Genomic DNA, 25,092 nt, shown 5'->3' on the forward strand with positions numbered 1-25,092 from the left:
CTTCCCGCTCACCGCCGGCCTCCCGGCCACCGCTGACCTCCCGCTCAGCGCACGCTCTCCCGCAGTTCCTCGGGGCAGGCGGTGCCGCGCGGGAGCTGGTAGGGCGCGCCCAGGCGGTAGACGCCGGGGCCCGGGGCGAGGAGTTCGGTCCACTTGTCGCCCTCGGCGTCCTCCTCGGCCTCCATCAGGCAGCCGTTGACGTTGTCGAACTGCTTGGGGCGGTCCTCGTCGGTCTCGCGCAGCCGCTTGGACTCGTCGGTCTCCTTCGGGCCCTCGACGCCCTTTCCGTCGGCGTCGACGAGGCTGAGCCACGGCGAGTACGGGACGCGGATCAGGACGCGGCCCGCCTCCTTCACCTCGATCGTCATCCCGCCCGCCTCGGCGCGGTCGACGACCGCGGGCGGGTCGGCGAGCGGGGTCGGGTCGGTGACCTCGTACAGCTGCCAGTTGGAGTCCACCCACACCTGCTTCAGATACGGCAGGCCCCGCTCGACCAGCGCGGCCTCGCGCTTGCCGCCGTCACCGTCGGGCTCGCCCTTGGGCAGCACGACGTAATGCACGGACCAGCGCTGCAGCCACTCGTGGTAGTTCGCGGAGTTCAGGGTGTCGTCGTAGAAGAGGGGGTTGCGCTCCATGTCCGCCTGGCGGTTCCAGCCGCGGGCGAGGTTCACGTACGGCGCGAGTGCGGAGGCCTCGCGGTGGCTGCGCGCGGGGACGACCTCGACGCGGCCCTTCTCGGCGCCGACCTCCTGCAGTTCGTTGACGAGCGGCGCGAGCTCCCGCGTCCAGGAGGCCTGGGGCGTCGTGTGCACTATGTCGTCGATCGCCTTGAAGCCGACCCAGCCGGTGAAGGCGACGAGGGCCAGGACGATCGTGTACCACTTGCGGGACTTCTTCACCGCGAACGGCAGCGCGGCGAGCAGCACGACGCCACCGAAGGACATCGCGAGGCGGGAGATGTTGGAGCCGATCTGCGAGCTGATCAGCCAGACACCGAGCACGAAGGCCGCGTACACGGCGGTGGTGATCCGCACCGTCTTCCACTCCCTCGGCACGAGGAAGTAGACGAGGCCGGAGCAGATCAGGGGCAATGACGCGGACCCGAAGGACATCGGCTGCGTGCCGGAGAACGGGAAGAGCCACGCGGAAAGGCCCACGACGATGGCGGGCGCCACCCCGAGGGCGTACGCGCCGGGGTAGCGCTTGCTGAGGAACAGCGCGACGGCGACCAGGCCCACGAAGAGCCCGGCCACCGGGCTGCCCATCGTCGCGAGAGCGGCGAACGGCGCGGCGACCAGCGCCTTCGCCCACCGCTTGTAGCGCCAGCGGTAAGGCCAGCAGAAGACGGCCGCGACGGCCATCAGCGCGAACATCTGGCCGAGGCCGTACGTCACGCGGCCCGACACCGCGTTGCAGAACAGCGCGAAGACACCCGCGAACGCGGGCCACAGGGGCTGCTTCACCGCGCGGCTGCGGACCAGGATCATCGTGAGGAGCGCGGCGGAGACCGTACCGGCGATCATCATCGTGGTCCGGACGCCGAGCACCGACATCAGATACGGCGAGACGACGCTGTACGACACCGGGTGCATCCCGCCGTACCAGGCGAGGTTGTACGCGGAGTCGGGGTGCCGTCCGACGAACTCGGCCCAGGCGTCCTGCGCGGCGAGGTCACCGCCGCTGTTGGCGAAGGTGAAGAACCACACGACGTGCAGGACGGCCGCGGTGACGGTCGTGATGGTCACCGGGTGCCGCAGGACCCGCTCCCACCGGGGAGCCTGTTCGGGTGTCACGGGGCGCGCTCCGCGCTGGGCGGGCAGCTGTATTCGCGCCCCGGTGCGGGTGCCGCCACCGGTGCCGGGCTCAGGATCGGCGTCGTCGGCTCGCGTCGGCTCCGCTGTGGCCACTTGCGGCACTCCCCGTGTCGTTCTGTCCGTCCGGGGGGCGCGCCAGGGGGTCCGTCCCGGAACACCCCGTCGCTCAGCCCCGGCGTACTGCTCCCCGAACTTGTGACGCTAGCACGCACGGCGCGCACGGAGCCTGGGGCGGGGGCTCCGCGCGCGAGGGGCCGGCCGGCTGCGGCCAAGGCGCGGGCACGGGCGGCGGCTTGCGCCTGCGCCCATGCCCACTCCCCTCTGTACGTCGCGCTGTCCTTGCCTCTGTACGTGCCGCTGTCGCTGCCTCTTGTACGTTCCGCCGGCCCTGCCTCAGCCGACGCGCTGGAGCTTGGCTCCGAAGCCCGGCTCCGCAAGGTCCTTCTGGAGCGCGACGGGCACCTCGACGGCGCCTTCCTTCCCGTCGCCGACGCTCAGCACACCCACCGTCGTACCGGCCTTCGCCGAGTGCGGGATCGTGACGCCGGCCTTCTCGCCGAGCTTCAGCTTGACCGTCAGGCCCGACCAGCCCGCGGCGGCGACGTCCTTGGTGGCGACGACCGGGGTCGTGCCGCCGAGCCCGTCGTCGACCTGGCCCACGACGTCGCCCTTCTTCACGATCGTCTTGGCCTCGAGCTCATCCTGACCGGCCTCGATGAGCTTGCGGGTGACGCCGGTGACCTGGTCGATGTTGGCCACGCCGTTCTGCCCGTACTGCCCGAGGGCGGCGCCGATGATCGTGCGGGTCTCGCCGCCGACCTTCTTCTCCGCGGCGAAGAGGATGTTGCCGCCCGCCGCGGTGGTGGTGCCGGTCTTGATGCCGATGGCGACCGTCGGGACGAGCCCGAAGAAGTTGTTCTGCTTGTCGTTGTTGAGGTCCTTGTAGCTGGGCTGGCGGGAGATCTCGTTGAAGACCGGGTCCTCCATCGCGGCCCTGCCCAGCTTCACGAGGTCCTCGGCGGTGGAGACGGTCGTCTTGTCGAGGCCGCTCGGGTCCGTGTAGTTGGTGTTCTTCATGCCGAGTTCCTTGGCGGTCTTGTTCATCTTCGCGACGAACTCGTCCTCAGAATCGCTCTTGGTGTCCCAGCGGGCGAGCAGCTTCGCGACGTTGTTCGCGGACGGCAGCATGACCGCCTGGAGCGCCTCGTACTGGGTGATCTTCTGGCCCTCGGTGACCTTGACGACCGACTCGTTGTCCGCCTTGCCGGTCGTGTAGTGCTTCTCCGCCGCGGCGTCGACCGGGATCTTCGGGCCCGGGTTGCCCTTCTTCAGCGGGTGGTCGCGCAGGACGAGATAGACCGTCATGACCTTGGCGATGCTCGCGATCGGCACGGGCTTCTGGTCGCCGGAGGTGCCGAACGTGCCGATGCCGTTCACGTCCATCGCCGCCTGGCCCTTGGCGGGCCACGGCATGGACGGCTTGCCGCCCTCGAAGGTGACGGTCTCCTTCGCGGTCAGCGCGAGGGTGGGGGTCGGCAGCGGACGCACGGCCTGTACGACTGCAAAGACGACGACCAGGAGCAGCACCAGCGGCGTCCAGATCTTCACCCTCCGCACGGCGGTGCGGACCGGGGTCTCCGGGGGCGGCGGAGTGTTGGTCAGCTCGGCGAGAAGGTCGAGCGGCGGCCGCGGGGGCAGCGGCTGCTGGGTGGTGCGCTCGGGGCCTACGTTGGCCTTTTCGGGCGTGGCCTTCTCTGGCGCGGGCGCCTTGGCCGGGGGCTTCGGGGCGCCGGGTGCCGCGTCATCCAGGGGCTTGAGCGCGACGAACTTACTGGTGCGCTCAGCGTCCCCCTCGGGCTTCGCGGCAGGCTTTGCTTCGGGCTTTGCGTCCGGCTTCTTGGCCCCGGGCTTGTGGTCGCCCAGCTTGAGCATGGTGGTCGGCTGATCGACGGCCTTCGGCGACAACGCCTTGAAGACGGCGGTGGCCTGGTCGACACCGCCGGTGGGGGCGTCGTCGGAGGGCTTGTCGCCGGTGCCGGATTCGGCACCGGCCTTGGGAGCGCCGGTGGTCTTGGCCTTGCCGGTGGTCTTGCCACCGGAGGGCTTGTCGGCAGCTGCGGCTGCGGCAGCCGAGGGGGCGGTGTCGACCTTGGGCTTGGCGCCCGGCTTGGACTCGGTGGACTTGGCGTCAGGCTTGGGCTCGGTGGACTTGGCACCCGGCTTGGGCTCGGTGGACTTGGCACCCGGCTTGGGCTCAGCGTCAGCCGTGGGGTCGGCGGACTTGGCGTCGGCCTTGGACTCGGTGTCAGCTGCGGGCTCGGTGAGCTTGGCGCCGCCCTTGGGCTCGGTGTCAGCTGCGGGCTCGGCGGGCTTTGCGTCGGCCCTCGGGTCGGCAGGCCTTACGTCAGCCTTGGGCTCGGCGCGCCCAGCGTCAGCCGCGGGCTCGGGGTACTTGGCGTCCGCCTTGGGGTCGGCAGGCTTCGCGTCCGACCTGGGGTCGGCGGGCTTCGCTTCCGTCCCGGGCTCGGCGAGCTTCGCTTCCGTCCCGGGCTCGGCGGGCTTCGCGTCCGACCTGGGCTCGGCGGGCTTGGCGTCCGTCCCGGGGTCGGCAGGCGCACCGTCAGCCGTGGACTCGGCACGCTCAGCGTCCGCCCTAGAGTCGGCAGACTTGGCGTCCGCCACGGGGGATGCGGACTTTGCGTCCGCCGTGCGCCCGGCAGACTTGGCGTCCGCCTTGCGCTCGGCAGGCTTTGCCGCCGCCGTCGGGTCGATGGACTTGGCGTCCGCCTTCGGGCCGACAGGCTCAGCGTCAGCCGTGAGCTCGGTGCGCTTGGCGCCCGGCTTGGGATCGACAGACTCAGCGTCAGCCGTCGGTTCGGCGGGCTTGGCGTCCGCCTTGGGCTTCGCAGGCTTTGCGTCAGCCACAGGCTCGACGGCAGCCTCGGCGTCGCGGGAGTCGCCCGCGTTGCCGGACGGGTCGTCCTCGCTCGCAGCCGCGTCGGCCTGCGCGGGCTCATCGGAGCCGACTGCGGCGCTCGCGGAACCAACCGTGCCCGCAGGCCCGGAGGCGCTGGCGGCCGCGTCCGCTGAGGCAGAGGCGGTGGCCTCACCGGAGCCGTCGGCGGCGTCCGCGTCACCCGCGGAGGCGTTCGCCTTCGCAGGCTGGTCGGCCGCCTCGGACTCGCCAGAGCCAGCGGCCTCGTCAGCCGCATCGGCGGCGTCGTCGGAGCCGTCCGAACCAACCGCGTCGCCCACAGCGCCGGCGGAACTCGCCGCGTCCGAAGCCCTGCCCGCGTCCGAGGTTGCCCCCTCGGCGCCCGCTGCGTCCGTCTCCGCGGCCCTGGGGGCCTCCTCGTCCGCCGAGGCCACCCACGCCGCCACAGCGGCCCGCAGGCGCGCGTCACCGGGCTCGGGAGCCGCCGAGGACTCCGCACGCTCCTCCGGGCCGGAGGCCACCCCCTTCGTCGAGAAGACCGCCGTCGCCTGGTCCTCCCGCTCCGAAGACTCCGAAGACTCCTCCCGCGCCGCGGGGACCTCCCGGGCCACCGCGAGACGCGGGTCGCGTTCCTCCGGCGCCGGTGCCGGCACGGACGGTTCTGCCCCAGTCGGGTTCCCCGACGACTTCCGCTGCTTCGACCTGTCGGGGGTCTCGCCCGCCACCGATGCCTCCTCGTACGCCATGCCGCTCGCGTTGCCGTTGCGCCAAAACCACGGCCGGACCCGCTGTCCGAACCATGTACCAGTGTCCTGTGTGAGGGCTTAACCCCCGTGGTAGACGAGAACGACATACCTACTGGTTCCCGTACGTACCGGTCACGCACTCTCGACAGACCAATGTGAGAGGGGTCACCCTGTCATTCATCCACGCGGGGAGGCATGGATGGGCAGGAGCCGCAGAACAATTCCGGAGGAGCTTCTGCTGCTCGCTTTGGACCCGGCCACGGGTACCACAGCGCAGCCGCAGTCGCTCGACCTCGGTCTGGCCGGAGCACAGCTAGTGGAGCTGGCGCTGGCCGGACGGATAGCCCCAGACGGGGATCGTATCGCCGTGGTGATGCCACGGCCGACCGGAGATCCGACTCTGGACTCCGCACTGGAACTGCTGCGCAGGCGCGGCAGCCCGGTTCGGGCGGTCCACTGGATTGGCGGGCCCCGACTGGGGCTGCGCCAGATCTACCTCGCGCACCTGGAGCGGTGCGGCATGGTGCATGCCGTATCGGGCCAGATGTGCGGAGTACTGCCGACGACTCGCTACCAAGCGACGGACACGGCAATCAGCCGGGACATCAGGTCCCGACTGGACAGCGCGATCCGCACCGGCGTACCCCCGGACCCGCGGACCGCGGCGCTCGCCGCGCTCGCTCACGCAGTGGGACTCGGCAAGCACCTCTACCCCGGCAACGAAGGGCGTTCATCGCGCTCCCGTCTCCGGGACCTGATCAGGCACGACCCGATGGGCGGCCTCGTGGCGCACGCCGTGATGGACGTCCAGAACGGTGTGGCCGCTCAGCCACGCCGCAGCCCGGCCCCAGCGGGCCCGGGTGGACCGGGTGGACCAGGCGGTGGCCGACAGCCGGCCAGGACCGTGCCGGAACCCGGTGGGGTTCCGATGCAGCCGCGCCGCGGATCCATGGCACGTGCCGTGGCCCACTGAGCCCGGTCAGAGATGTAGGGAAGCAAGGACTCACCCCGTAACAAAGGACTCACACGCACCAAAGGACTCACCCGTAGTACCGGCAACAGCAACGCCGCACCGCAGTCCCCCAGACCCGGTTCGGGAGCCGCTGGGCCGCGCCCCCCCCCCCCCCCCCCCCCCCCCCCCCCCCCCCCCCCCCCCCGGCCGCGCATCTGGCTCCGCACGGCCGGGCCGCACCCCTCACACCAGCCCTCATGACCGTCTTCGCGTCGCATGCATGGCAATGCAATGCGGTTCCCACCGCACATCGGCTGTTTCCCAGCGGTGCGCGACGCGTTGGTGGCACTCTGCTGAACAGCAGATACGCAAAGTAGAGGCATGTAAGTCGGAGGTGCACGTCCGTGGCGTCCAATGTCAATCCCACCGTCAGGCGACGCCGGTTGGGCCAGGAGCTCCGCAGGCTCCGTGAGCTCAAGGGCATGACGGCCGAGGAGGTGGCCGAGCGCCTGCTGGTCTCGCAGTCGAAGATCAGCCGCCTCGAGAACGGCCGCCGTTCGATCAGTCAGCGCGATGTACGCGACCTCTGCGGGGTCTACGAGGTCGAGGACCACCGCATCGTCGACTCGCTCATGCAAATGGCCAAGGACTCGCGCCAGCAGGGCTGGTGGCACTCTTTCGGCGACATCCCGTACAGCGTCTACATCGGCCTGGAGACGGACGCCGCGTCCCTGCGCGTGTACGACCCGCAGGTCGTCCCCGGACTCCTCCAGACCCGTGCGTACGCGGAGGCGCTCATCACCGGCGCGCTGCCGGAGACCACGCCGACGGACATCGAGAAGCGTGTCCAGGTCCGTGTTCGCCGCCAGGAGCGCATCAACGCCCCGGAGAATCCTTTGCGCTTGTGGACCGTCCTGGACGAGTCCGCCCTGCGCCGCGTGGTCGGCTCCCGGCATCTGATGCGCGACCAGCTGGAACATCTCGTGGAGCAGTCCCAGCTGCCGCACGTGACCGTCCAGGTGATTCCCTTCGAGATGGGCGCGCATCCGGGCCTCAACGGCCAGTACGCGATTCTTGAGTTCCCGGACGCGGCGGACTCCAGCGTCGTCTACATCGAGGGCGTCACGAGCGACCTCTATCTGGAGAAGGCCAACGACGTGCAGCAGTACAGCGTGATGTACGAACATCTGCGGGCACAGGCACTGAATGTGGATCAATCGCGCCAACTCATCGCAGACATCGCGAAAGAGTACGCACGCTGAGGCATACATCTCGTATGCGACCGCCTCGCGAGGGAAAGCGCCGCACGGTACACCTACCACTCGGCGAGGCGGAAGACCCCACTGGAATATGCCATCCGGTCGAGTGAACGCTCCCTTCACTCGGCGATGTTGGCGAGTAGCGTCATTCACGCCATCAAGCAACATCTGCTGGCGCAACCGCTGTTGGCGGTGACCGCAACTCAACAACTGGGCGAACCGGAGTAACCATGGCAATTCATCAGGGCGCTACGAATACGTGGGTCAAGTCCTCGTATTCCACGGGAAACGGCGCATGTGTCGAGGTCAAGTCCCCGATCGTCGCCGCGATCTCGGTCCGGGACTCGAAGGTCACCGAGGGTCCCGTCCTCGCCTTTCCCGCCGACTCATGGCGCGCATTCGTCTCCGAGGTCGGCCGGGAGAAGTAACGAGAGATCAACACTTGCATAAGCAGTACCGATTGAGCCCTCTCGACTGGCCCGCCGTCCCGGCCGAGGGGGCTCGGCCTTTTGCCGGCCGCACCGATCGGCTACCGGAGCTGGTCGACGTACGTATCCGTTCCCGGCACCGTGGGAATGAACGGGGCCACCAGCTCCACCCTCCCCATCCCCGATTCCGCCACCGCGTCCGCCCGCCCGGCGAAATGCTCCTGCCAGCACTCCCGCGGATCGGCCTGCAGGAACCAGAGCAGCGTGAGGCGGGTATCGACTCCCTCCACCTGCTTCACGTACGTCATCCGGTCCCCCGGCAGCGGAGTGGGCCGGAAGATGGTCACCATCGCGGCCGGAGACCCGGCGAGGGCACGCGGCAGCTGCCTGGACCGCAGCCACTCCAGCAACTCCGCCCGTTGCGCGCCCGACTCGGCGTCGATGACTTCGAGCACCAGGCCCTGGTAGGGGTGGTCGAGCGCGTGGAAGTCTCGGGGCCCCGCCGCGCCGTCGCGGTAGACGGTGGCCTCGTGGTCCTGGAAGGCCGTGAACACGTGCGTGCGGTCCTGATAGACGCGGCCGTCGCGGTTCAGGCGCTTGTTGATGCCGACGGTCCACTTCATGTGCTCGTCGTAGCGGCCCTCGGTGACCCAGTAGGTGGAGAGGTAGCAGCCGGCGGTCACGGGTTCGGCGACCGCCGACTTTTCGGGGTGGCGCAGGAGTTGGAGCTCGCGGGGAGCGACCCAGCGGCGGCCCGCGTACATCCAGGGCATCGCCATCGCGCCGGCGTAGTAGTGGTCGTCCTCGTACCAGCGGTTGTACGCGTGCTCGTGGCCCGGGTGCGGCTCGACCATGGTGATCAGGGCGTGGCCCGGGTGCACGCCGTACGGGCCGACGGCGGCCAGCTCGCCGTAGACCTCGCTGCGGGTGTCCTCGCTGCGGGTGTCCTCGCTCATGAGTCTTCCTTCCTCCGGTGGTCGCCCATACTCTGACGCCCCGTCAGCAAAACTGCCAGAGCCGGGAGGCGCCCCATGCGCTCGCTCCTCGAAGGAAAGACCGTCGTCGTCTCGGGGGTCGGCGCGGGCCTGGGCCACCAGGTGGCGGCCGCCGTCGTACGGGACGGGGGCCGGGCCGTGCTCGGGGCGCGCACGGAGGCGAACCTCGCCAAGTCGGCCGGGGAGATCGACCCCGAGGGCACGCGGACGGCGTACCGCCCGACCGACATCACCGACGAGGCCCAGTGCGAGGCACTCGCGGCCCTGGCGCGGGAGCGGTTCGGCGGGATCGACGCGGTGGTTCATGTGGCCGCCTGGGACAGCTACTTCGGCGGGGTGCAGGACGCGGACTTCGCCACCTGGCAGCAGGTCATCGACGTCAATCTGCTCGGCACGCTGCGGATGACGCGGGCCTGCCTGCCCGCGCTGAAGGAGCGGGGCGGGTCGGTGGTGTTCATCGGCACGCAGTCGGCCGTCGCGGCGCCCTCGCAGGTGCGGCAGGCGGCGTACGCGGCGTCGAAGGGGGCACTGACGTCGGCGATGTACTCCCTGGCGCACGAGGTGGGTCCTGATCGGGTCCGGGTGAACACCGTCCTTCCCGGCTGGATGTGGGGTCCGCCGGTCGAGGCGTACGTCCAGTTCACCGCGCACACCGAGGGCGTGCCGGAGGAGGAGGTACGGGGTCGCCTCGCGGCGCGGATGGCGCTCCCGGAACTGGCGACGGACGGGGACGTGGCGGACGCGGCGGTGTTCCTGGCGTCGGACATGGCGCGGGCGATCACGGGGCAGTCGCTGCTGGTGAACGCGGGTGAGCTGATGCGGTAGAGCGCTCGGCGGAACAGGCGACGGCTGTACGGGACTTGGGTCCCGTACAGCCGTTTTCGCGCGCTCAGGGCACTCGGGGCGCTCGGACAATCGCCCTGAAGCCCTGCGATCTCGGATCAAGGATGTGAACACAGGTCAGCAAACAGAACGATTTTACTCGCTCTTGACCTTACTGCCGGTTGTCGGCAGCGCACGCCCGAACCCACGATGAGCGGGCACTTCAAGGCCGCCCAGGTCCGTATGTCACGAAACTGGCGAAGTGCACGGCATTTCAGCGCAGTTCACAAGGCGGACCCCTGGAGGGGGCACATGAACAGTCTCGACTGGGCCGTGCTCATCGGCTACTTCGGCATCATGGTCGCGATCGGCGTCTGGTCCCACAAACGCGTGGACAACGTGAGCGACTTCTTCACCGCGGGCGGCAAGATGCCCTGGTGGCTGTCCGGCATCTCGCACCACATGTCCGGCTACAGCGCCGTGATGTTCACCGGATACGCGGGCATCGCGTACACCTACGGCGTCACGTCCTTCGTCACCTGGTCGTTCCCGATCGCGCTCGGCATCGCCATCGGCTCCAAGCTCTTCGCGCCCCGCATCAACCGCCTGCGCGGACGCCTGCACGTGGCGTCGCCGCTCGAATACCTCAAGAACCGCTACAACCTGAAGACCCAGCAGGCCCTCGCCTGGTCGGGGATGCTCCTGAAGATCGTGGACGTGGCCGCCAAGTGGGCCGCCATCGCCACCCTGCTCTCCGTCTTCACCGGCATCTCGATCAACCAGGGCATCCTGATCACCGGCGTGATCACCGCCATCTACTGCACGATCGGCGGCCTGTGGGCGGACGCGCTCACCGAACTCGGCCAGTTCATCATCCAACTCCTCGCCGGTATCGCGATGTTCGTGGCCGTGGTGTCGAAGCTGGGCCCGCACGGCGGCTTCTTCGGGGTCTGGGACGAGCCCGAACTCGACGGCCACGCGCAGCCCTTGGTCGGCCCGTACGGAACGATCTTCCTGCTCGCGTTCCTCTTCATCAAGCTCTTCGAGTACAACGGCGGCATGCTCAACCAGGCCCAGCGCTACATGGCCACGTCGAGCCCCAAGGAGGCCGCGCGCTCGGCCCGGCTCTCGGCGATCCTGTGGCTGGTGTGGCCGGTCATCCTCTTCTTCCCCATGTGGATGTCCCCGCTCCTGGTGGACGCGAAGAAGCCCGACGGCTCGGACTCGTACGCCCTGATGACCGAACAGCTGCTGCCGCACGGCCTGTTGGGCCTCGTCATCGTCGGCTTCTTCTCCCACACGATGGCCATGTGCTCCTCGGACGCCAACGCCATCGCCGCGGTCTTCACCCGGGACGTGGCGCCGGTGATCTCCCGGCAGGCCAGGCTCTGGAACGAACGCTCGGGCCTGCTCGCCGCGCGTCTGACGACCGTCGTCTTCCTCGGCCTCTCCATGGCGGTGGCCACACAGGTCAACTCGCCCGCGTTCAAGGACATCATCACGGTCGTCATCAAGTGGGTGGCGGGTCTGATGGGTCCGATCGCGATCCCGATGATGCTGGGTCTGCTGCGTACGTTCCGCAAGTCGGGTCCGACCGCGGCGCTCACCAGCTGGTCGATGGGTCTGCTCGCCTTCTGGCTGGTCAACTACCCGATCAACTGGAGCGTCGAGGGCGGCGTGCCCCTGGAGTACCAGGTCTCGATCCCGCTGGCGGTCTCGCTGATCCTCTACATCCTGGTCGGCTACCTGAAGCCGGAGGACACGCCGGAGCGGGACGCGATCATCGAGAAGATCAATACGGATGGGGATGGCTCCGCCGGTGCAGCAGTTGTTCCGCCCCCGGCTGGGGAGGCTGACGAAGTAGCCACCCCGCAGGGCCGGTTGCCGTAAATCACCGGCTTCGCCGAGTTCGTCCTCAAACGCCGGACGGGCTGGAAGATCCCCGGGCAGGGTGTCTTCTGGCCCGTCCTCTGTTTGAGAAACCCCTCAAGCCCGCGGATACCTCGCAAGCCACCCCGGCGACGAGACCGCAGGACCGTGCAGCGCGGGCCCCTGCGTCATCTCCATCGCGAAGTCGTCCGCCAGCTCAAGGATCGTGGCCCGCCCCTCCAGCTCGGTGAGCCAGGCGGGCGGCAACGCGGTCTCGCCGTGCAGCGCTCCGAGCAGCGCCCCGCACAGGGCGCCCGCGGCAGCCGACGAACCGCCGTGGTTGACCGCGAGCCGCAGCCCGTGGCGGATGTCCTCGCCCACCAGAGCGCAGTACACGGCGGCGGCAAGGGCGCCCTCGGCGCCGCCGTCCCCCATCAGCTCCTCCACCCGGGAGGGAGTGGGCATCCCCTGTCGCACGGCTCCCAGGGCGTGCTTCAGCGCGTCGGTCACGGGCTGGTGTCCGGGCCGGGCGGCCAGCAGGGCGAGCGCCCGCTGGATGGCTCCGTCCAGGGAATCCCCGCGGGCGAGACCGTGGACGAGGATGGTGTGCGCGCCGGCGGCGAGATAGGCGGTGGGGTGCCCGTGCGTCTGTACGGCGCATTCCACCGCGAGCTGGAGCACCAGCTGCGGCTCCCAGCCGACCAGGAGCCCGAAGGGGGCGGACCGGGTGACGGCCTCGGCGCCCTGCTCGCCCGGATTCTTGGGGGCTTCGAGCGTCCCCATGTTCTCGTCCCCGAACCCGGTCAGGCAGGCGCGGGCGGGCGAGCGGCGCGAGTAGAGCCACTCCTCGCGGGCCAGCCAGCCGTCTTCCTTGCGCCGCTCGTCGGGCCCCCAGTCGCTCTGGGTGGCCGCCCAGCGGCGGTAGGCGCGGTGCAGGTCGGTGGGCGGGTGCCAGGCGCCGGTGTCGCGTCGCACCTGGGCGCGTATGAGTCCGTCGACGGTGAAGAGGGTGAGCTGCGTCGCGGCGGTGACGGCGCCGCGTCTGCCGTGCGCGGGGGCGGGTTCGGTGAGGCCTTCGGCGCCGTGGGCCTCGCGTATCTCGTCGAGGCTCAGCGTGTCGACGGGCGCACCCAGCGCGTCCCCGACGGCGGCTCCGAGGAGGGTGCCGCGCACCCGGCTACGGAAGTCCTGCTGCTCGGCGCGCCCCCAGACTCCGGTGGCTGCTGCGGTGCTCACGGCACCTCCTCCCCTGGCTCGCCCCCTGCACTTCCGCACATGTTCTGCGCAGCACTGTAATCGACCGGGAACGGTCGGTTCGGGGTCGATGCGATTTCTAAGGAGACGCCCCGCAGATCACTTTTGACCGGCCTTCACCAGGGCTTTCAGTGATCTCCGCAGGACGGCTGCGAGCTCCACCGCTCACGGAACGCGTCCCTTGCCGCGACCACCCTGGCCAGGCGTGGGGCCAGGCGGGCACGGTCCGCGCCGGGGGCGTGGAGGAGTTCCGTGAGGAGGCCGGCGAGTTCGGCCAGGTCGTCCCATTCCACGTCCGGCACCGGAGCCCCCAGCACCCGGGCCAGGCACGCGTCGAGCGTCGCCCAGTCGGCCGTGGCCGCGCCGGACACCACGTACAGACAGTCGAGGAAGCGTGGCCGCAGCCCCTCGGTGTGCCGGAGAAGGGTGGCCTCCTGCCACAGCGGGGCGGCGGCCCGCACCCCGTCCGCGCCGCTCGCCGCCAGCGCCAGTGCGAACGCCCCGGCCGTCGCGTCCTCCGCGCGGAGCGTCCACGCCGCCTCGCGTGCGCGGTCCCACCGGCCCGTCATGCGGCAGGCCTTGGCCAACTCCTCGGCGTCGTCCGGGTTTCCACCGGCGGCCTCGGCCTCCAGCACGAGGAGCGCCTGCTCCGGGCGGCCGGTCCACAGGTGGATCTGGGCGGTCTTATGGCGCACCCAGTCCGGGTCCTGTCCGATCTCCGCATAGCGCGCGACGTCGGCCAGGCCCTGCTCCCAGTGCCCCATGGCCAGGCGGGTGATCGCCCGGACGATGACCGCCCAGCCATTGTCCGGCTCCGCCTCGACGGCACGGGAGAGGTCCGCCGACGCCTCCTCATAACGGCCCAGTTTGAGCAGTACGGAGCCACGCATGACCCGCGCGAGCCGGTGTTCGGCGTCCATGTGGAGGACCTGGTCGAGGCCGGAGCGGGCCTCCTCGTACCGCTTCAGGTCGTTCAGCGCCGCCGCGCGCTGATACAGGGCCCATTCGTTGTCGGGCCACAGCACACTCACCTGCTCGGCGTCGGCGAGCGCGCTCTCGAGGTCCGACAGGCCCCGGTGCACATAGGCCCTGCGGGACAGCGCCCAGGCGTTGGCGGGCTGAAGGTCGAGGGACCGGTTCAGGTCGGCCAGTGCCTCCTCGCGCCGCCCGAGGTCGTCCAGTGCGGCTCCGCGGCTCGCGTACGCGGACGCGTACGTGTCGTTGAGCCCGATCGCACGGTCGTACTCCGCCAGAGCCTCCTGCGGCTTTTCCGCCGCGCGCAGGGCATCACCCCGCTCGCATGCCACGAACGCCGACTGCGGCGAAAGACCGGCCGCGCGGTCGAGGTCCGCCATCTGGTGCGCGTGCTCTCCGCGGGAACGGCGTACCCGGGCACGACGCGCCAGTGCCCACACGTACTCGGGGTCGAGTTCCACCGCACGGTCCAGGTCGGCGAGAGCCGCGTCGTCCTGTCCCAGGCCGTCCCGCGCGGCACCTCGGGACGCCCAGGCGAACGCGTCCGACGGATCGAGCTCGATCACCCGGTCCAGGTCACCGACCGCCTCCTCCCACTGACCGAGCATCCGGTGCGTCTCGCCCCGCTCGCTGAGCGTCAGAAGATCGTCCGGTGTGATGGCGAGGGCCCGGTCGAACTCGGAGACCGCCGCCAGATGATCCCCCTGCCGCGCCCGGGTCACCCCTCTGCCGTAGTAGGCCCGCGCCAGCTCCGAATCCAGGGCGAGGGCGCGGTCGTACTCGGCCAGCGCCTGGTCGTACGCCCCGCTCTCCCGCAGATCCCGCCCCCGCAGCATCCGCGCGACCGCCTGCCCCCGTACGTCGAGCCCGGCCCGGTCCGCCAAGAGCCCCAGGGCGTCGACGCACGCGTTCTCCGTCAGCGCGGCCAGCAGATCGCGCCCCCACTTCCCGGCAGCCGCCCCGCCCGCGTCGTCCCCTGCGTCCACCAGGACCTGCGCCCAGCGCCGGGCCACGACCTCGCCCATGTCACAGGCGTCGACGGCATCCCGCAGGACAGCGGGCAGCGCACCCCGCTCCCCCGCGCACAGCAGGTGGTACGACTCCGCGAGCCGCAGCTCACGCCAGGCCTCCGACTCCCACAACTCATCGGCTTCCACACCCGCTTCCGCCTCCGACCGCCACCCCGCGAAGGTCTCCGCCAAGCGTCCGTGCGCCTCCGCCCACCCCCGCGGCGACGCCTTGCGCTGCGTCCGGAGCATCGGCGCCCGCACCACGTCGTGATACTGCACCCGGTCGGTCCGGTCGCTCACGAACGGCAGCCCCCGCAGCCACCCGAAGAGGCCCGGCACCTCCGCCTCGGCGCAGATCCCTTCCACGGCCGCCCGGAACACATCCGCGTCGAGCCGCCTCGGCAGCGCGCACGCAAGGGCCACCGCCCTGCGCACGGGGTCCCTTTCCCACTTCAGGAAGCGCTCCACCGCGGTGGCGCTCGGGTCGCCCACGTCGTCCGGGGCCGCGGGCCTGCCCTCGGCGAGGGTGGAGACCAGGACGGGCAGGCCGCCGGAGAGCCGCAGGACCTCCTCCACCACCGGCTCGGACACCACACCCTTTCCGGCGAGCAGCCCCCGTGCCTCCAGCTCCGTGAAGGGGCCGAGCGGCACATCCATGACGAAGTCGCCGTAGCCGCCCCACCGGGCCGTGTCGAAGGGCTGCTGCCCGGCCGTCACCACGATCACGTGGGCGGGCAGCGCTCCGTGCCGGTCGGTGAGCATCACGTCGTGCAGCCAGCCGTCCAGGAACGGCGCCGTCCTCTCGTACGTGTCGAAGAAGAGGACGATCCACGGCGCGTCCTTCGCCGCGTCGGCCAGTTCGTCCAGGAAGACCGGCGTGAGGACCCGCTCCGGGGAGAGGACCAGCTGGACGTCGTCCTGGTTGCCGAGGCGCGCACTGAGCCCGGCACGCAACCTGTCGGCACCTTGCGCGAGTTGGGCCGGGTCCACCGCCCCCGCGAGGGCCCCCACCCCCGGCAGGAAGCCGAGCCCGACCAGGCTCGCGCGAGCGGCGGTCATGCTGCCGGCGGAGGGCGCGGGCCCTCCCGCGGGTCCTCCCCCGGGCCCGGACTCCTGGCCCGCGGCCTCGAACATCGCTGCCGCCGAGGCCGCTTCGGCTTCGTGACGGCGTTCGCGGTGGGTCGCCAGAAGCCGGGTGAGGTCCTTGCAACGGCGGCCCCGCAGAGCGAACTGGGCGGCGATCGCCGCCATCGCCTCGGGCACACTGCCGACCGCTTCATCGACGTACGCGGTCAAGGCACCGCGCTCCCGTGCCAGTTGTTCCCACTCCCGCACCAGGGAGGTCTTTCCGACGCCGCCGATCCCGTGGACGTGGAACAGGAAGCGGTGCCGTTCGTCGTCCGGCGGTACGTCGAAGTTCGCCCGGAAGGCGTCGAGTTCGCCTCTGCGCCCGACGAACCCCGCCCGCCTGCGACGGCGTATCAACTCCTGCATGGACGGCTGTTCCGCCCCCGCCGACACCACCACAGGCTCCACCCTCCCCGCGAAACGGACTGCCCTGCGCCCAGTGTTCCACCGGTCCCAGCACGGCGGGCCGAAACCGCGTGGCGGGAAACGGAGGGCAACGTCACGGGAATGTCCGGGCGTCGTAACAAGAAACCTGCGGGGTACAACCACTTCACCGATGGGCCTGTCTTCCCTGGTGTCACAGCAGTTACCCCACAGGAGGACCAGTGCGTCGCTCACTCATAGCCGCCGTCGCGGTGACCGCGCTCGCGACCCCGTTCGCCGTCGTCGTCACGGCCGGTTCCGCCGCCGCGGCCCCCGCCGCGGCGAGCAAGCCCGTGACCGACTTCAACCATGACGGATACGCCGACCTCGCCGTCTCCGCGTACCGCGGCGCCGTGAACGGCACGGACGGCGCCGGCTACGTCTCGATCGTGTACGGATCGCCGTCGGGCGCCGACACCGCGCACGCCAAGCGGATCGACCGCACCACCGCCGGCGTACCCGGCGACCCCGAGGAGGGCGGCGGCTTCGGTGCGAGCACCGAGGCGGCCGACCTGGACGGGGACGGATACACCGACCTCACCGTGAACAACGGCGCCAAGCACGTCGTGATCTGGGGCTCCGCGAACGGCCTGACCCAGGGCACCGAGCTGCCCGGCGAGTACGTGAACGAGCTGAAGGCCGGTGACTTCAACGGCGACGGCAAGACCGACCTCGTCGCCAACTCGCAGAGCACCCTCAAGGTGAACTACGGCCCGTTCACCCGTGACGGGAAGCCCGCCTCCACCTCGTCCGTCGAGAACGGCGACGACGGCCCCCAGGACGTCATGGTGGGCGACGTCACCGGTGACGGCGCCGACGACCTGGTGACCGGCCACGCCATGGAGGAGATGCAGCACTCCTCGCGCCTGTGGAAGGGCACCGAGGACGGCCTCTCCACGACGTCGACGCCGACCAAGAAGTTCACGACGAACGGCGTCATCGCCGACGTGGACAAGGACGGCTACGGCGACCTCGTGGCCCACGAGGTGGACGAGGTCTCCGAGACCCAGGTGTACGACGCGGGCGCGATCCGTGTCGTCTACGGCTCCAAGTCCGGCTTCTCCACCCGCACCGCGAAGATCGACCAGGACACCGCGGGCGTCCCGGGCGCCAGTGAGGCGGCGGAGATCAACGGTCCCGAGAGGGGCGACCAGTTCGGGTACTCCCTGTCGGCGGGTGACGTCACCGGCGACGGCTACGCGGACATCGTTGTCGGCGTGCCCGGAGAGAACCTCGGCAACGTCGCGGACACCGGTGCGGTCGTCCTGCTCAAGGGCGGCGCGAGCGGCCTGACCGGCACCGGCGCCCAGGCCTTCAACCAGGACACGGCGAACGTCCCCGGTGTCTCGGAGAAGGGCGACAACTTCGGTGAGGCGGTCCAGCTCACCGACGTGAACAAGGACGGCCTCGCCGACCTGACCGTGGGCGTGCCCCAGGAAGACGGCACGACCAAGGACTCCGGCGCCGCCTGGCTGTTCCGCGGCGCGAAGACCGGCCTGACGACGACCGGCATCACGTCGTTCAGCCCGTCCTCGCTCGGCACCCCGGAAGCGGGCGCCCGGTTCGGCGGCGAGCTCGCCTGACCCCGCCCCCGAAGGGCTGACCTTTCCCCCGAGTCAGTCCAGGACGGGAAGCAACTCCGGGAGGTGGCCGTCCGAAGCGGCGGCCGCCTCCTGGCGCTCCACCGGCACCTCTCCGTACAGGGTCGTGCGCGGCTTCGCCGGACGCCCCGCCTCCTCCGCGATCGCGATCAGATCCTTCACGGAGCGGTACGAGCCGTAACTGGAGCCCGCCATCCGGGAGATGGTCTCCTCCATCAGCGTGCCGCCCAGGTCGTTCGCGCCCGAGCGCAGCATCTCCGCCGCGCCCTCCGTGCCCAGCTTCACCCAGCTGGTCTGGATGTTCGGGATGTACGGGTGCAGCAGGAGCCGCGCCATCGCCACCACCGCGCGGTTGTCGCGGGTGGTCGGCCCCGGCCGCGCGATGCCCGCCAGATAGACCGGCGCGTTCGTGTGGATGAAGGGCAGCGTCACGAACTCCGTGAATCCCTCCACCCCCTTGGCCAGCGCGTCCCGTTGCATTCCGGCCAGCGTGCGGAAGTGCCCGAGCCAGTGCCTCGGCTGGTCCACGTGCCCGTACATCATCGTGGACGAGGAGCGGATGCCCAGCTCGTGGGCCGTGCTCACGACCTCGATCCACGTCGCCGTCGGCAGCTTGCCCTTCGTCAGGACCCAGCGCACCTCGTCGTCGAGGATCTCCGCGGCCGTGCCGGGGATCGAGTCCAGGCCCGCCTCCTTCGCGGCGCTCAGCCAGTCCCGTATCGAAAGTCCCGTCCTGGTCGCGCCGTTCACGACCTCCATCGGCGAGAACGCGTGCACGTGCATGCCCGGCACGCGCTCCTTCACGGCCCGCGCGATGTCGAAGTACGCGCTGCCTGGCAGGTCCGGGTGGATGCCACCCTGCATGCACACCTCGGTGGCGCCGACCTCCCACGCCTGCTGGGCCCGGTCCGCGACCTGGTCCAGGGAGAGCGTGTAGGCGTCGGCGTCCGTGCGGCGCTGGGCGAAGGCACAGAAGCGGCAGCCGGTGTAGCAGACGTTCGTGAAGTTGATGTTGCGCGTGACGATGTACGTGACGTCGTCGCCGACCACCGACTTGCGCAGGTCGTCCGCGACCCCGCACAGCGCGTCCAGGGCGGGCCCGTCCGCGTGCAGCAGCGCGAGGGCCTGCTCGTCCGTCAGGCGCGTCGGGTCGTCGGCGGCCGTCTTCAGGGCCGCCCGCACGTCACCGTCGATGCGCGAGGGGACCATGCCGGGCGCGGCCTGCTCCCGCAGGGCCTCCCAGTCTCCGTACACCTCGTCGAAGTCGTCGCGCCGGTCGGACGTGCGGCCCGTCGTGTCGATCGTGCGGTGCAGGTCCGTGCGGCCGGACGAGGCGACGTACCCCTCGTCGGGTTCCTGCCAGGGCAGGCCGCTCGGCCGGGCGTCGGGGTTGGCGAGGCCTGTCTCCGGGTCGACGAGCGCGCGCACGTGGGGAAGGAGCCGCGGGTCGAGCCAGGGCTCGCCGCGCTCGATGAACTCCGGGTAGATCGTGAGGCGTTCGCGCAGCTCGAAGCCCGCGTCCGCGGTCTTCCCGGCCAGCTCGTCGATGTGCGGCCAGGGGCGCTCCGGGTTCACGTGGTCGGGCGTCAGGGGCGAGACGCCGCCCCAGTCGTCGATGCCCGCGCCGATCAGGAGGGCGTACTCGGCGTCCACCAGGTTCGGCGGGGCCTGGATGCGGGCGCTCGGGCCGAGGATGTGCCGGGACACCGCGATGCACGCGGCCAGCTCCTCCAGCTCGGCGTCCGGCATGCCGCGCATCGCCGTGTCCGGCTTGGCGCGGAAGTTCTGGACGATGACTTCCTGGATGCCGTGGTACGAACGCTGCGTCGAGCGCAGCCGGAAGAGCGCGTCCGCCCGCTCCTCGTACGACTCGCCGATGCCGATGAGGACACCGGTGGTGAAGGGGACGTTCGAGCGGCCCGCGTCCTCGAGGACGCGCAGCCGGACCGCTGGCTCCTTGTCGGGCGAGCCGTGGTGCGGGCCGCCCGGCTCGCTCCACAGCCGGGTCGCGGTCGTCTCCAGCATCATGCCCATGGACGGCGCGACGGGCTTGAGCCGCTGGAGGTCGGTCCAGGTCATGACGCCCGGGTTGAGGTGCGGGAGCAGGCCCGTCTCCTCCAGGACGCGGATCGCCATCGCGCGGACGTAGGCGAGGGTGTCGTCGTACCCCTCCGCCTCCAGCCACTCGCGGGCCTCGGGCCAGCGGTCCTCGGGCCGGTCGCCGAGCGTGAACAGGGCCTCCTTGCAGCCCATCTCGGCGCCGCGCCGCGCGATGTCGACGACCTCGTCCGGCGAGAGGAACATGCCGTGGCCCTCGCGCCGCAGCTTGCCGGGGACGGTCACGAACGTGCAGTAGTGGCACTTGTCCCGGCACAGCCGCGTCAGCGGAATGAAGACCTTCTTCGAGTACGTGATGACACCGGGCCGCCCGGCCGCCGCGAGGCCCGCGTCACGCACCCGCGCGGCAGACGCGGCGAGGTCCTTCAAGTCGTCGCCGCACGCCTGGAGCAGCACGGCGGCTTCGGCGGTGTCGAGCGCGACGCCGTCCCTGGCGCGTTTGAGCGCGCGACGCATGGCGTTCGCGGTGGGCCGTGCCGGCGCCGGCGTCGGCCCCTGGGGTGCTTTGTCCTGCGGCGCGCTGTTGGTCATGCGTCCGAGCATACGAGCGACCGCGCGGAGAAACAGCTACAGGTCAGTGCGGGTTCTCGGGGGCAGGTGTGAGGTGCACGTATCGCTGGAATCCGTCGAGCGCACGCAGCACCTCCGCCTCCCCGCGCGCCGGGAGCTGCACGATGACCTCGTCCACGCCGAGCTCCGCGTAGTGGGCGAGCTTGCCCTCGGTCGGCTCGACGGCGGAGAGCGCGACGTACAGGCCGGCGGGGTCCCGGCCCGCGTCCGCCCAGGCGGTGCGGAGCGCGGGGAGCGCCTCGCGCAGACCGCCGCCGCCGATGGGCAGCCAGCCGTCGGCGTACTCCGCGATGTGCGCGAACAGCTTGGGCCCGGCGGATCCGCCGATGAGGGTGCGGGGGCCGTACAGGGGGCTTTTCATGCGCGGCCGGGTACGGGGAGCGCGCACCGGCTTCGGGTGCGCCTCGCTGGCGCGCACACTCCCGAACTCCCCCTCGTACGCCGTCGGCCGCTCGGCCCACAGGGCCCGCATGACCGCCATCCGGTCCCGCACGAGCGCGCGCCGTGTGCGCCACTCGACGCCGTGGTCGGCGGCCTCCTCCTTGTTCCAGCCGTAGCCGACACCGAGGGTGAACCGGCCGCCGGAGAGATGGTCGAGGGTCGCGATCTGCTTGGCCAGGTCGACCGGGTCGTGCTGCCCGACGAGCGTGATGTTCGTGCCGATCCCCAGCCGCTGCGTGACGGCGGCGGCCTGGGCGAGCGCGACGAACGGGTTCAGCATCCGGGCGCACTCGGGCGGCAGTTCACCTCCGGGGTACGGGGTCTCGCGGGACACCGGGATGTGGGAGTGCTCGGGCAGGTACAGAGCCGCGAAGCCCCGCTGCTCAAGCTCCTGGGCCAGGCGGATCGGCGTGATGGTCTCGTCGGTGAGAAAGAGGGTGGCGGCAACTCGCACGGGAGGGCCTCCTGTTGTCACTGCTGTCACTGGCGGGGCTCACTTACTAGCCGTCAGCGGCGCAGGAGTCCATGCCGTGCCCGCACCTCGCGTCCGCCGCTTGTAGTACGCGGCCGTCACCGCGAGGAGCAGCGGAGCCCACAGCAGCAGCGGCGCGTAACAGGCCACGAGGAGCGTCTGCTTGGCCATGCTGTCCGTGACGCCGGGCCCCAGGTCCGCGAACGCGGCGTACACGAACCAGCCCGTGATCAGGAAAAGACCGGCGGCCCCGAGCAGCGCCGGGATCACCGCGGCGAGCGGCCGCACCCGGCGTCCGCCGAGCAGCGGTATCCACCCCGGCACGACCTCGCCCCAGCCTCGCACCAGGCCGAGCGTCAGCAGGGCGAGCAACTCGGAGACGACGCTGAGCCCCAGGACGTAAGCCATCTCGCCCCCGCCCTCCACGGGCATGTCGGCCACCGGAAGCCCGGCGACCAGGGCGACGCGCCACAGCCCCGAGGGCAGGGTGGCCAGCGGTACGGCGTGGGCGGCGATCACGGCCCACCGGGGGACCTCGGGGAGAGCGCTCATCTTCAGCATGGTCCTCATGCTGGCCGTGGGCGCGGGCCCGTCACATCGGCGTACGGGCCGATCAGAGGCACCGGGCCTCCGCCGCACGGGGGAGCGGAAAATCCGACCACCTCGCGCGGCTCCCGAACTACCCTGGCGCCCGATGAGCAGAAGACGACGCAAGAAACAGACACAACAGCTGGTCATGGCAGCACAGTCAGGCTGCACCACTCGGGTCAAGGCGCTGCTGCGGGCCGGAGCCAACCCCAGGACCCCCGACCCCGACGGCACGACTCCGCTCTACGGCGCGTCCGTCCACGGCGCGACGCCCATCGTCCGGGCACTCCTGGAGGCGGGCGCCGACCCCGACGTGGAGAGCGGGCACGGAGACCAGGGGACGCCCCTGTGCGGGGCGGCGTGCTGGGGTCACACCGACGCGGTGCGCGAACTGCTCGCCCATGGAGCGGACCCCAACCTCCGCGAGGACCACGGCACCGGGATCTCCCCGCTGCGCTGGGCGACGCAGGGCTCCCATACGGAGACGGCGGCCGTGCTGCGGGCCGCCGGCGCGAGCGCCTAGGCGTGGGGCTCCCGGTGGCCTAGGATCCGCCAGAACCGGGGTATTCCGGCGAGTTCCGGGGGAATTGGGGGGCTCCATCATGCGACTCCGTCTGGCGACCGTCCTGCTGCTGCTCGGCGCGCTGCTGGGAGGCACGGCTTCCGCGGGGGCGTACGCGGCCACTCCGCGGGCCGTGTCGGTCTCGGACACGGCTGCTGCCGCTTCTTCTTCGACGGCGTACGGGACAGGATCCGTCACCGTCCGGGCGGACTCCAAGGCGGCCGACGAGGCGCAGTCCAAGCCAAGGAAGAAGAAAAAGAAGAAGTCCAAGGGCGGGCTCGGGCTGATCATCGGGGTCATCGCCGTCATCGCGATCATCGTCATCGTCCTGATCGCCGTCCGCCGCGTGCGCAAGGCCCGACACCGGGCGTAAGTCTGTCAATTGCCTTCCCTTGGCGGGAAGTTCACGGCTCAATACCAGGGTTGCCCTGCAGTCCCTTCCGACACCCTGGGGAGCCGACACATGTGCGAGGACGAACACCACCGGGCAAGATCCGCGGACACACCCCTGAACCGGCGTGGTCTGCTCGTGACGGGAGCCGCCGCCGCACTTACGTTGAACAGCGTGAGCTTCGCGAGCGCCGCAGGGCGTGACTCCAAGAGTGGCGACGAGACCAAGGTGGTGCGCGGCACGCTGCCCACCGGGTCACCCGACTTCGTGTACCTCCCGGTCGAAGTCCCGGACGGCGTACGGGAGATCCACGTCGCGTACACCTACGAGAAGGTCACGGTCCCGGCGGGCACGCAGGGCAACGCGCTCGACATCGGTGTCTTCGACCAGCGCGGCACCGCACTCGGCGGCACGGGCTTCCGTGGCTGGTCGGGCGGCGCGCGCACCGAGTTCTTCATCCGCGCCGACGAGGCGACCCCCGGCTACATCCCGGGCCCGGTCAAGGCGGGCACCTGGAACATCGCGCTCGGCCCGTACACGGTCGCACCGCAGGGCCTGCCCTACGAGGTCACGATCACCCTCAAGTTCGGGGCACCCGGCAAGACGCCCAGGCCCACCTACCCGCCGGAGCGGGCGAAGGGGCGGGGCCGCGCCTGGTACCGCGGCGACTGCCACCTGCACTCCTGGCACTCGGACGGCAGGCGCACCCCGGCCGAGATCGCGGCGCTCGCGCGCGCGGCGGGCCTCGACTTCATCAACTCCTCCGAGCACAACACCCACTCCGCGCACGCCCATTGGGCCGACGCGGCGGGCGACGACCTCCTGGTGATGCTGGGCGAGGAGGTCACCACGCGCAACGGCCACGTGGTCGCCCTCGGCACGGACCCCGGCACATTCGTCGACTGGCGCTACCGCGCCCGCGACAACCGCTTCGGCAAGTACGCCCGCGAGATCCGCGACGCGGGCGGCCTCGTCGTCCCCGCCCATCCGCACGCCACCTGCATCGGCTGCAACTGGAAGTTCGGCTTCGGCGAGGCGGACGCGGTGGAGGTGTGGAACGGCGCGTACACCCCGGACGACGAGATCTCCCTCGCCGACTGGGACAGCACGCTGGTCGCCGCCGTCCGTGGCCGCAAGCCGTGGATCCCCGCCATGGGCAACAGCGACGCCCACCGCGACCCCGACCCCATCGGCACCCCGCAGACGGTGGTCCTCGCGGAAGCCCTGACCCGCGACGCCATCCAGGCGGGCATCCGCGCGGGCCACAGCTACGTGGCCGAGTCCAGACACGTCTCGCTCAAGTTCACCGCCACCGGCGGCAGGGGCAAGCAGGCGGGCATCGGCGACCGCCTCCACGTCGATGAGGACGCCCCCGTCACGGTCCGCCTGGACGTCACGGGAGCCCCCGGCTGCACGGTCCGCTTCGTCACGGACCAGGGCGTGCTCTTCACGGCTCCCGCGCTCCCCGCCTCCGGAACCGGCGCGGCGGAGTGGCGGACGACGCCTTCGTACGCCGCATACGTACGAGCAGAGGTCCGCCACCCCGCGACGGTGCCGACCCTCCCGGGCCCCCTGACGGCCTTCACGAACCCGATCTTCCTGGGCCGGAGTTAAAAGGTCTCCCGCGCGGGATGGGACCCCCCCTGTCCCGGGGATAGGTCCTCCCCCCCGGGCGTCTGTCCACACGGTTCTTCTCCCCCCCACCCCCTCCCACACCGTTTTCCTTCCCCCCCCCCCAC

General features: G+C 70.9%; 17 protein-coding genes. 9 read left to right on the forward strand and 8 right to left on the reverse strand.

What is annotated here, in order from left to right:
* Positions 1 to 44: 44 nt before the first annotated feature.
* Both ACZ5U5_RS22150 and ACZ5U5_RS22155 read right to left on the reverse strand, forming a co-directional pair.
* Positions 45 to 1,907: an MFS transporter gene (locus tag ACZ5U5_RS22150; protein WP_469024255.1), complete on the reverse strand. Its 1,863-nt coding sequence runs from the start codon at positions 1,905 to 1,907 to the stop codon at positions 45 to 47.
* A gap of 300 nt (positions 1,908 to 2,207) precedes the next feature.
* Positions 2,208 to 5,495, reverse strand: a complete 3,288-nt coding sequence (locus tag ACZ5U5_RS22155) for a D-alanyl-D-alanine carboxypeptidase (protein WP_469024258.1) — start codon at positions 5,493 to 5,495, stop codon at positions 2,208 to 2,210.
* A gap of 199 nt (positions 5,496 to 5,694) precedes the next feature.
* On the opposite strand from ACZ5U5_RS22155, the gene ACZ5U5_RS22160 reads away from it, so the two are divergent.
* From ACZ5U5_RS22160 to ACZ5U5_RS22170, 3 genes are all read left to right on the forward strand, one after another.
* Positions 5,695 to 6,468, forward strand: coding sequence for a GOLPH3/VPS74 family protein (locus ACZ5U5_RS22160; RefSeq protein WP_365821351.1), 774 nt, complete (start codon positions 5,695 to 5,697; stop codon positions 6,466 to 6,468).
* Between the two features lie 383 nt (positions 6,469 to 6,851).
* The gene (locus ACZ5U5_RS22165; RefSeq protein WP_363211805.1) at positions 6,852 to 7,709 is read left to right on the forward strand and encodes a helix-turn-helix domain-containing protein; all 858 of its coding nucleotides are present in this window, start codon (positions 6,852 to 6,854) and stop codon (positions 7,707 to 7,709) included.
* 227 nt (positions 7,710 to 7,936) lie between these two features.
* On the forward strand, positions 7,937 to 8,134 hold the full coding sequence (locus tag ACZ5U5_RS22170; protein WP_469024261.1) for a DUF397 domain-containing protein: 198 nt from the start codon (positions 7,937 to 7,939) through the stop codon (positions 8,132 to 8,134).
* Between the two features lie 101 nt (positions 8,135 to 8,235).
* Here ACZ5U5_RS22170 and ACZ5U5_RS22175 read toward each other — a convergent pair whose 3' ends face one another.
* The gene (locus tag ACZ5U5_RS22175) at positions 8,236 to 9,090 is read right to left on the reverse strand and encodes a hypothetical protein (protein ID WP_469024264.1); all 855 of its coding nucleotides are present in this window, start codon (positions 9,088 to 9,090) and stop codon (positions 8,236 to 8,238) included.
* A gap of 75 nt (positions 9,091 to 9,165) precedes the next feature.
* Here ACZ5U5_RS22175 and ACZ5U5_RS22180 point away from each other — a divergent pair, with 75 nt between their 5' ends.
* Together ACZ5U5_RS22180 and ACZ5U5_RS22185 are read left to right on the forward strand one after the other, a co-directional pair.
* A complete protein-coding gene (locus tag ACZ5U5_RS22180; RefSeq protein ID WP_469024266.1) occupies positions 9,166 to 9,954 on the forward strand; it encodes an SDR family oxidoreductase in 789 nt (262 codons plus the stop codon).
* 309 nt (positions 9,955 to 10,263) lie between these two features.
* Positions 10,264 to 11,841, forward strand: a complete 1,578-nt coding sequence (locus tag ACZ5U5_RS22185; RefSeq protein WP_469024267.1) for a sodium:solute symporter family protein — start codon at positions 10,264 to 10,266, stop codon at positions 11,839 to 11,841.
* A 96-nt stretch (positions 11,842 to 11,937) separates the two neighbouring features.
* Here the strand turns inward: ACZ5U5_RS22185 and ACZ5U5_RS22190 are convergent, their stop codons facing one another.
* On the reverse strand, positions 11,938 to 13,056 hold the full coding sequence (locus tag ACZ5U5_RS22190; RefSeq protein ID WP_469024270.1) for an ADP-ribosylglycohydrolase family protein: 1,119 nt from the start codon (positions 13,054 to 13,056) through the stop codon (positions 11,938 to 11,940).
* Between the two features lie 146 nt (positions 13,057 to 13,202).
* Complete coding sequence (locus ACZ5U5_RS22195; protein ID WP_469024272.1) at positions 13,203 to 16,553, reverse strand: tetratricopeptide repeat protein; 3,351 nt, start codon at positions 16,551 to 16,553, stop codon at positions 13,203 to 13,205.
* A 239-nt stretch (positions 16,554 to 16,792) separates the two neighbouring features.
* On the opposite strand from ACZ5U5_RS22195, the gene ACZ5U5_RS22200 reads away from it, so the two are divergent.
* The gene (locus ACZ5U5_RS22200) at positions 16,793 to 18,193 is read left to right on the forward strand and encodes an FG-GAP-like repeat-containing protein (RefSeq protein ID WP_469024274.1); all 1,401 of its coding nucleotides are present in this window, start codon (positions 16,793 to 16,795) and stop codon (positions 18,191 to 18,193) included.
* 33 nt (positions 18,194 to 18,226) lie between these two features.
* On the opposite strand, the gene ACZ5U5_RS22205 is transcribed toward ACZ5U5_RS22200, so the two are convergent.
* From ACZ5U5_RS22205 to ACZ5U5_RS22215, 3 genes are read right to left on the reverse strand one after another with little or no spacing between them, the layout of a single operon-like run.
* A complete protein-coding gene (locus ACZ5U5_RS22205; protein ID WP_469024277.1) occupies positions 18,227 to 20,860 on the reverse strand; it encodes a bifunctional FO biosynthesis protein CofGH in 2,634 nt (877 codons plus the stop codon).
* Between the two features lie 43 nt (positions 20,861 to 20,903).
* Entirely contained in the window at positions 20,904 to 21,794 is an 891-nt protein-coding gene (locus tag ACZ5U5_RS22210) for an LLM class F420-dependent oxidoreductase (protein WP_469024279.1), read from the reverse strand.
* A 39-nt stretch (positions 21,795 to 21,833) separates the two neighbouring features.
* The gene (locus ACZ5U5_RS22215) at positions 21,834 to 22,364 is read right to left on the reverse strand and encodes a hypothetical protein (RefSeq protein WP_469024281.1); all 531 of its coding nucleotides are present in this window, start codon (positions 22,362 to 22,364) and stop codon (positions 21,834 to 21,836) included.
* Between the two features lie 142 nt (positions 22,365 to 22,506).
* Here ACZ5U5_RS22215 and ACZ5U5_RS22220 point away from each other — a divergent pair, with 142 nt between their 5' ends.
* The 3 genes from ACZ5U5_RS22220 to ACZ5U5_RS22230 all read left to right on the forward strand — a co-directional run bounded on the left by ACZ5U5_RS22220 (position 22,507) and on the right by ACZ5U5_RS22230 (position 24,967).
* Positions 22,507 to 22,923: an ankyrin repeat domain-containing protein gene (locus ACZ5U5_RS22220; protein WP_469024283.1), complete on the forward strand. Its 417-nt coding sequence runs from the start codon at positions 22,507 to 22,509 to the stop codon at positions 22,921 to 22,923.
* A gap of 79 nt (positions 22,924 to 23,002) precedes the next feature.
* Positions 23,003 to 23,335, forward strand: a complete 333-nt coding sequence (locus tag ACZ5U5_RS22225) for a hypothetical protein (RefSeq protein WP_469024285.1) — start codon at positions 23,003 to 23,005, stop codon at positions 23,333 to 23,335.
* A gap of 90 nt (positions 23,336 to 23,425) precedes the next feature.
* A complete protein-coding gene (locus ACZ5U5_RS22230) occupies positions 23,426 to 24,967 on the forward strand; it encodes a CehA/McbA family metallohydrolase (protein WP_469024288.1) in 1,542 nt (513 codons plus the stop codon).
* The last annotated feature ends 125 nt before the right edge of the window (positions 24,968 to 25,092 follow it).

This window comes from Streptomyces sp. NPDC033177, assembly GCF_055577715.1.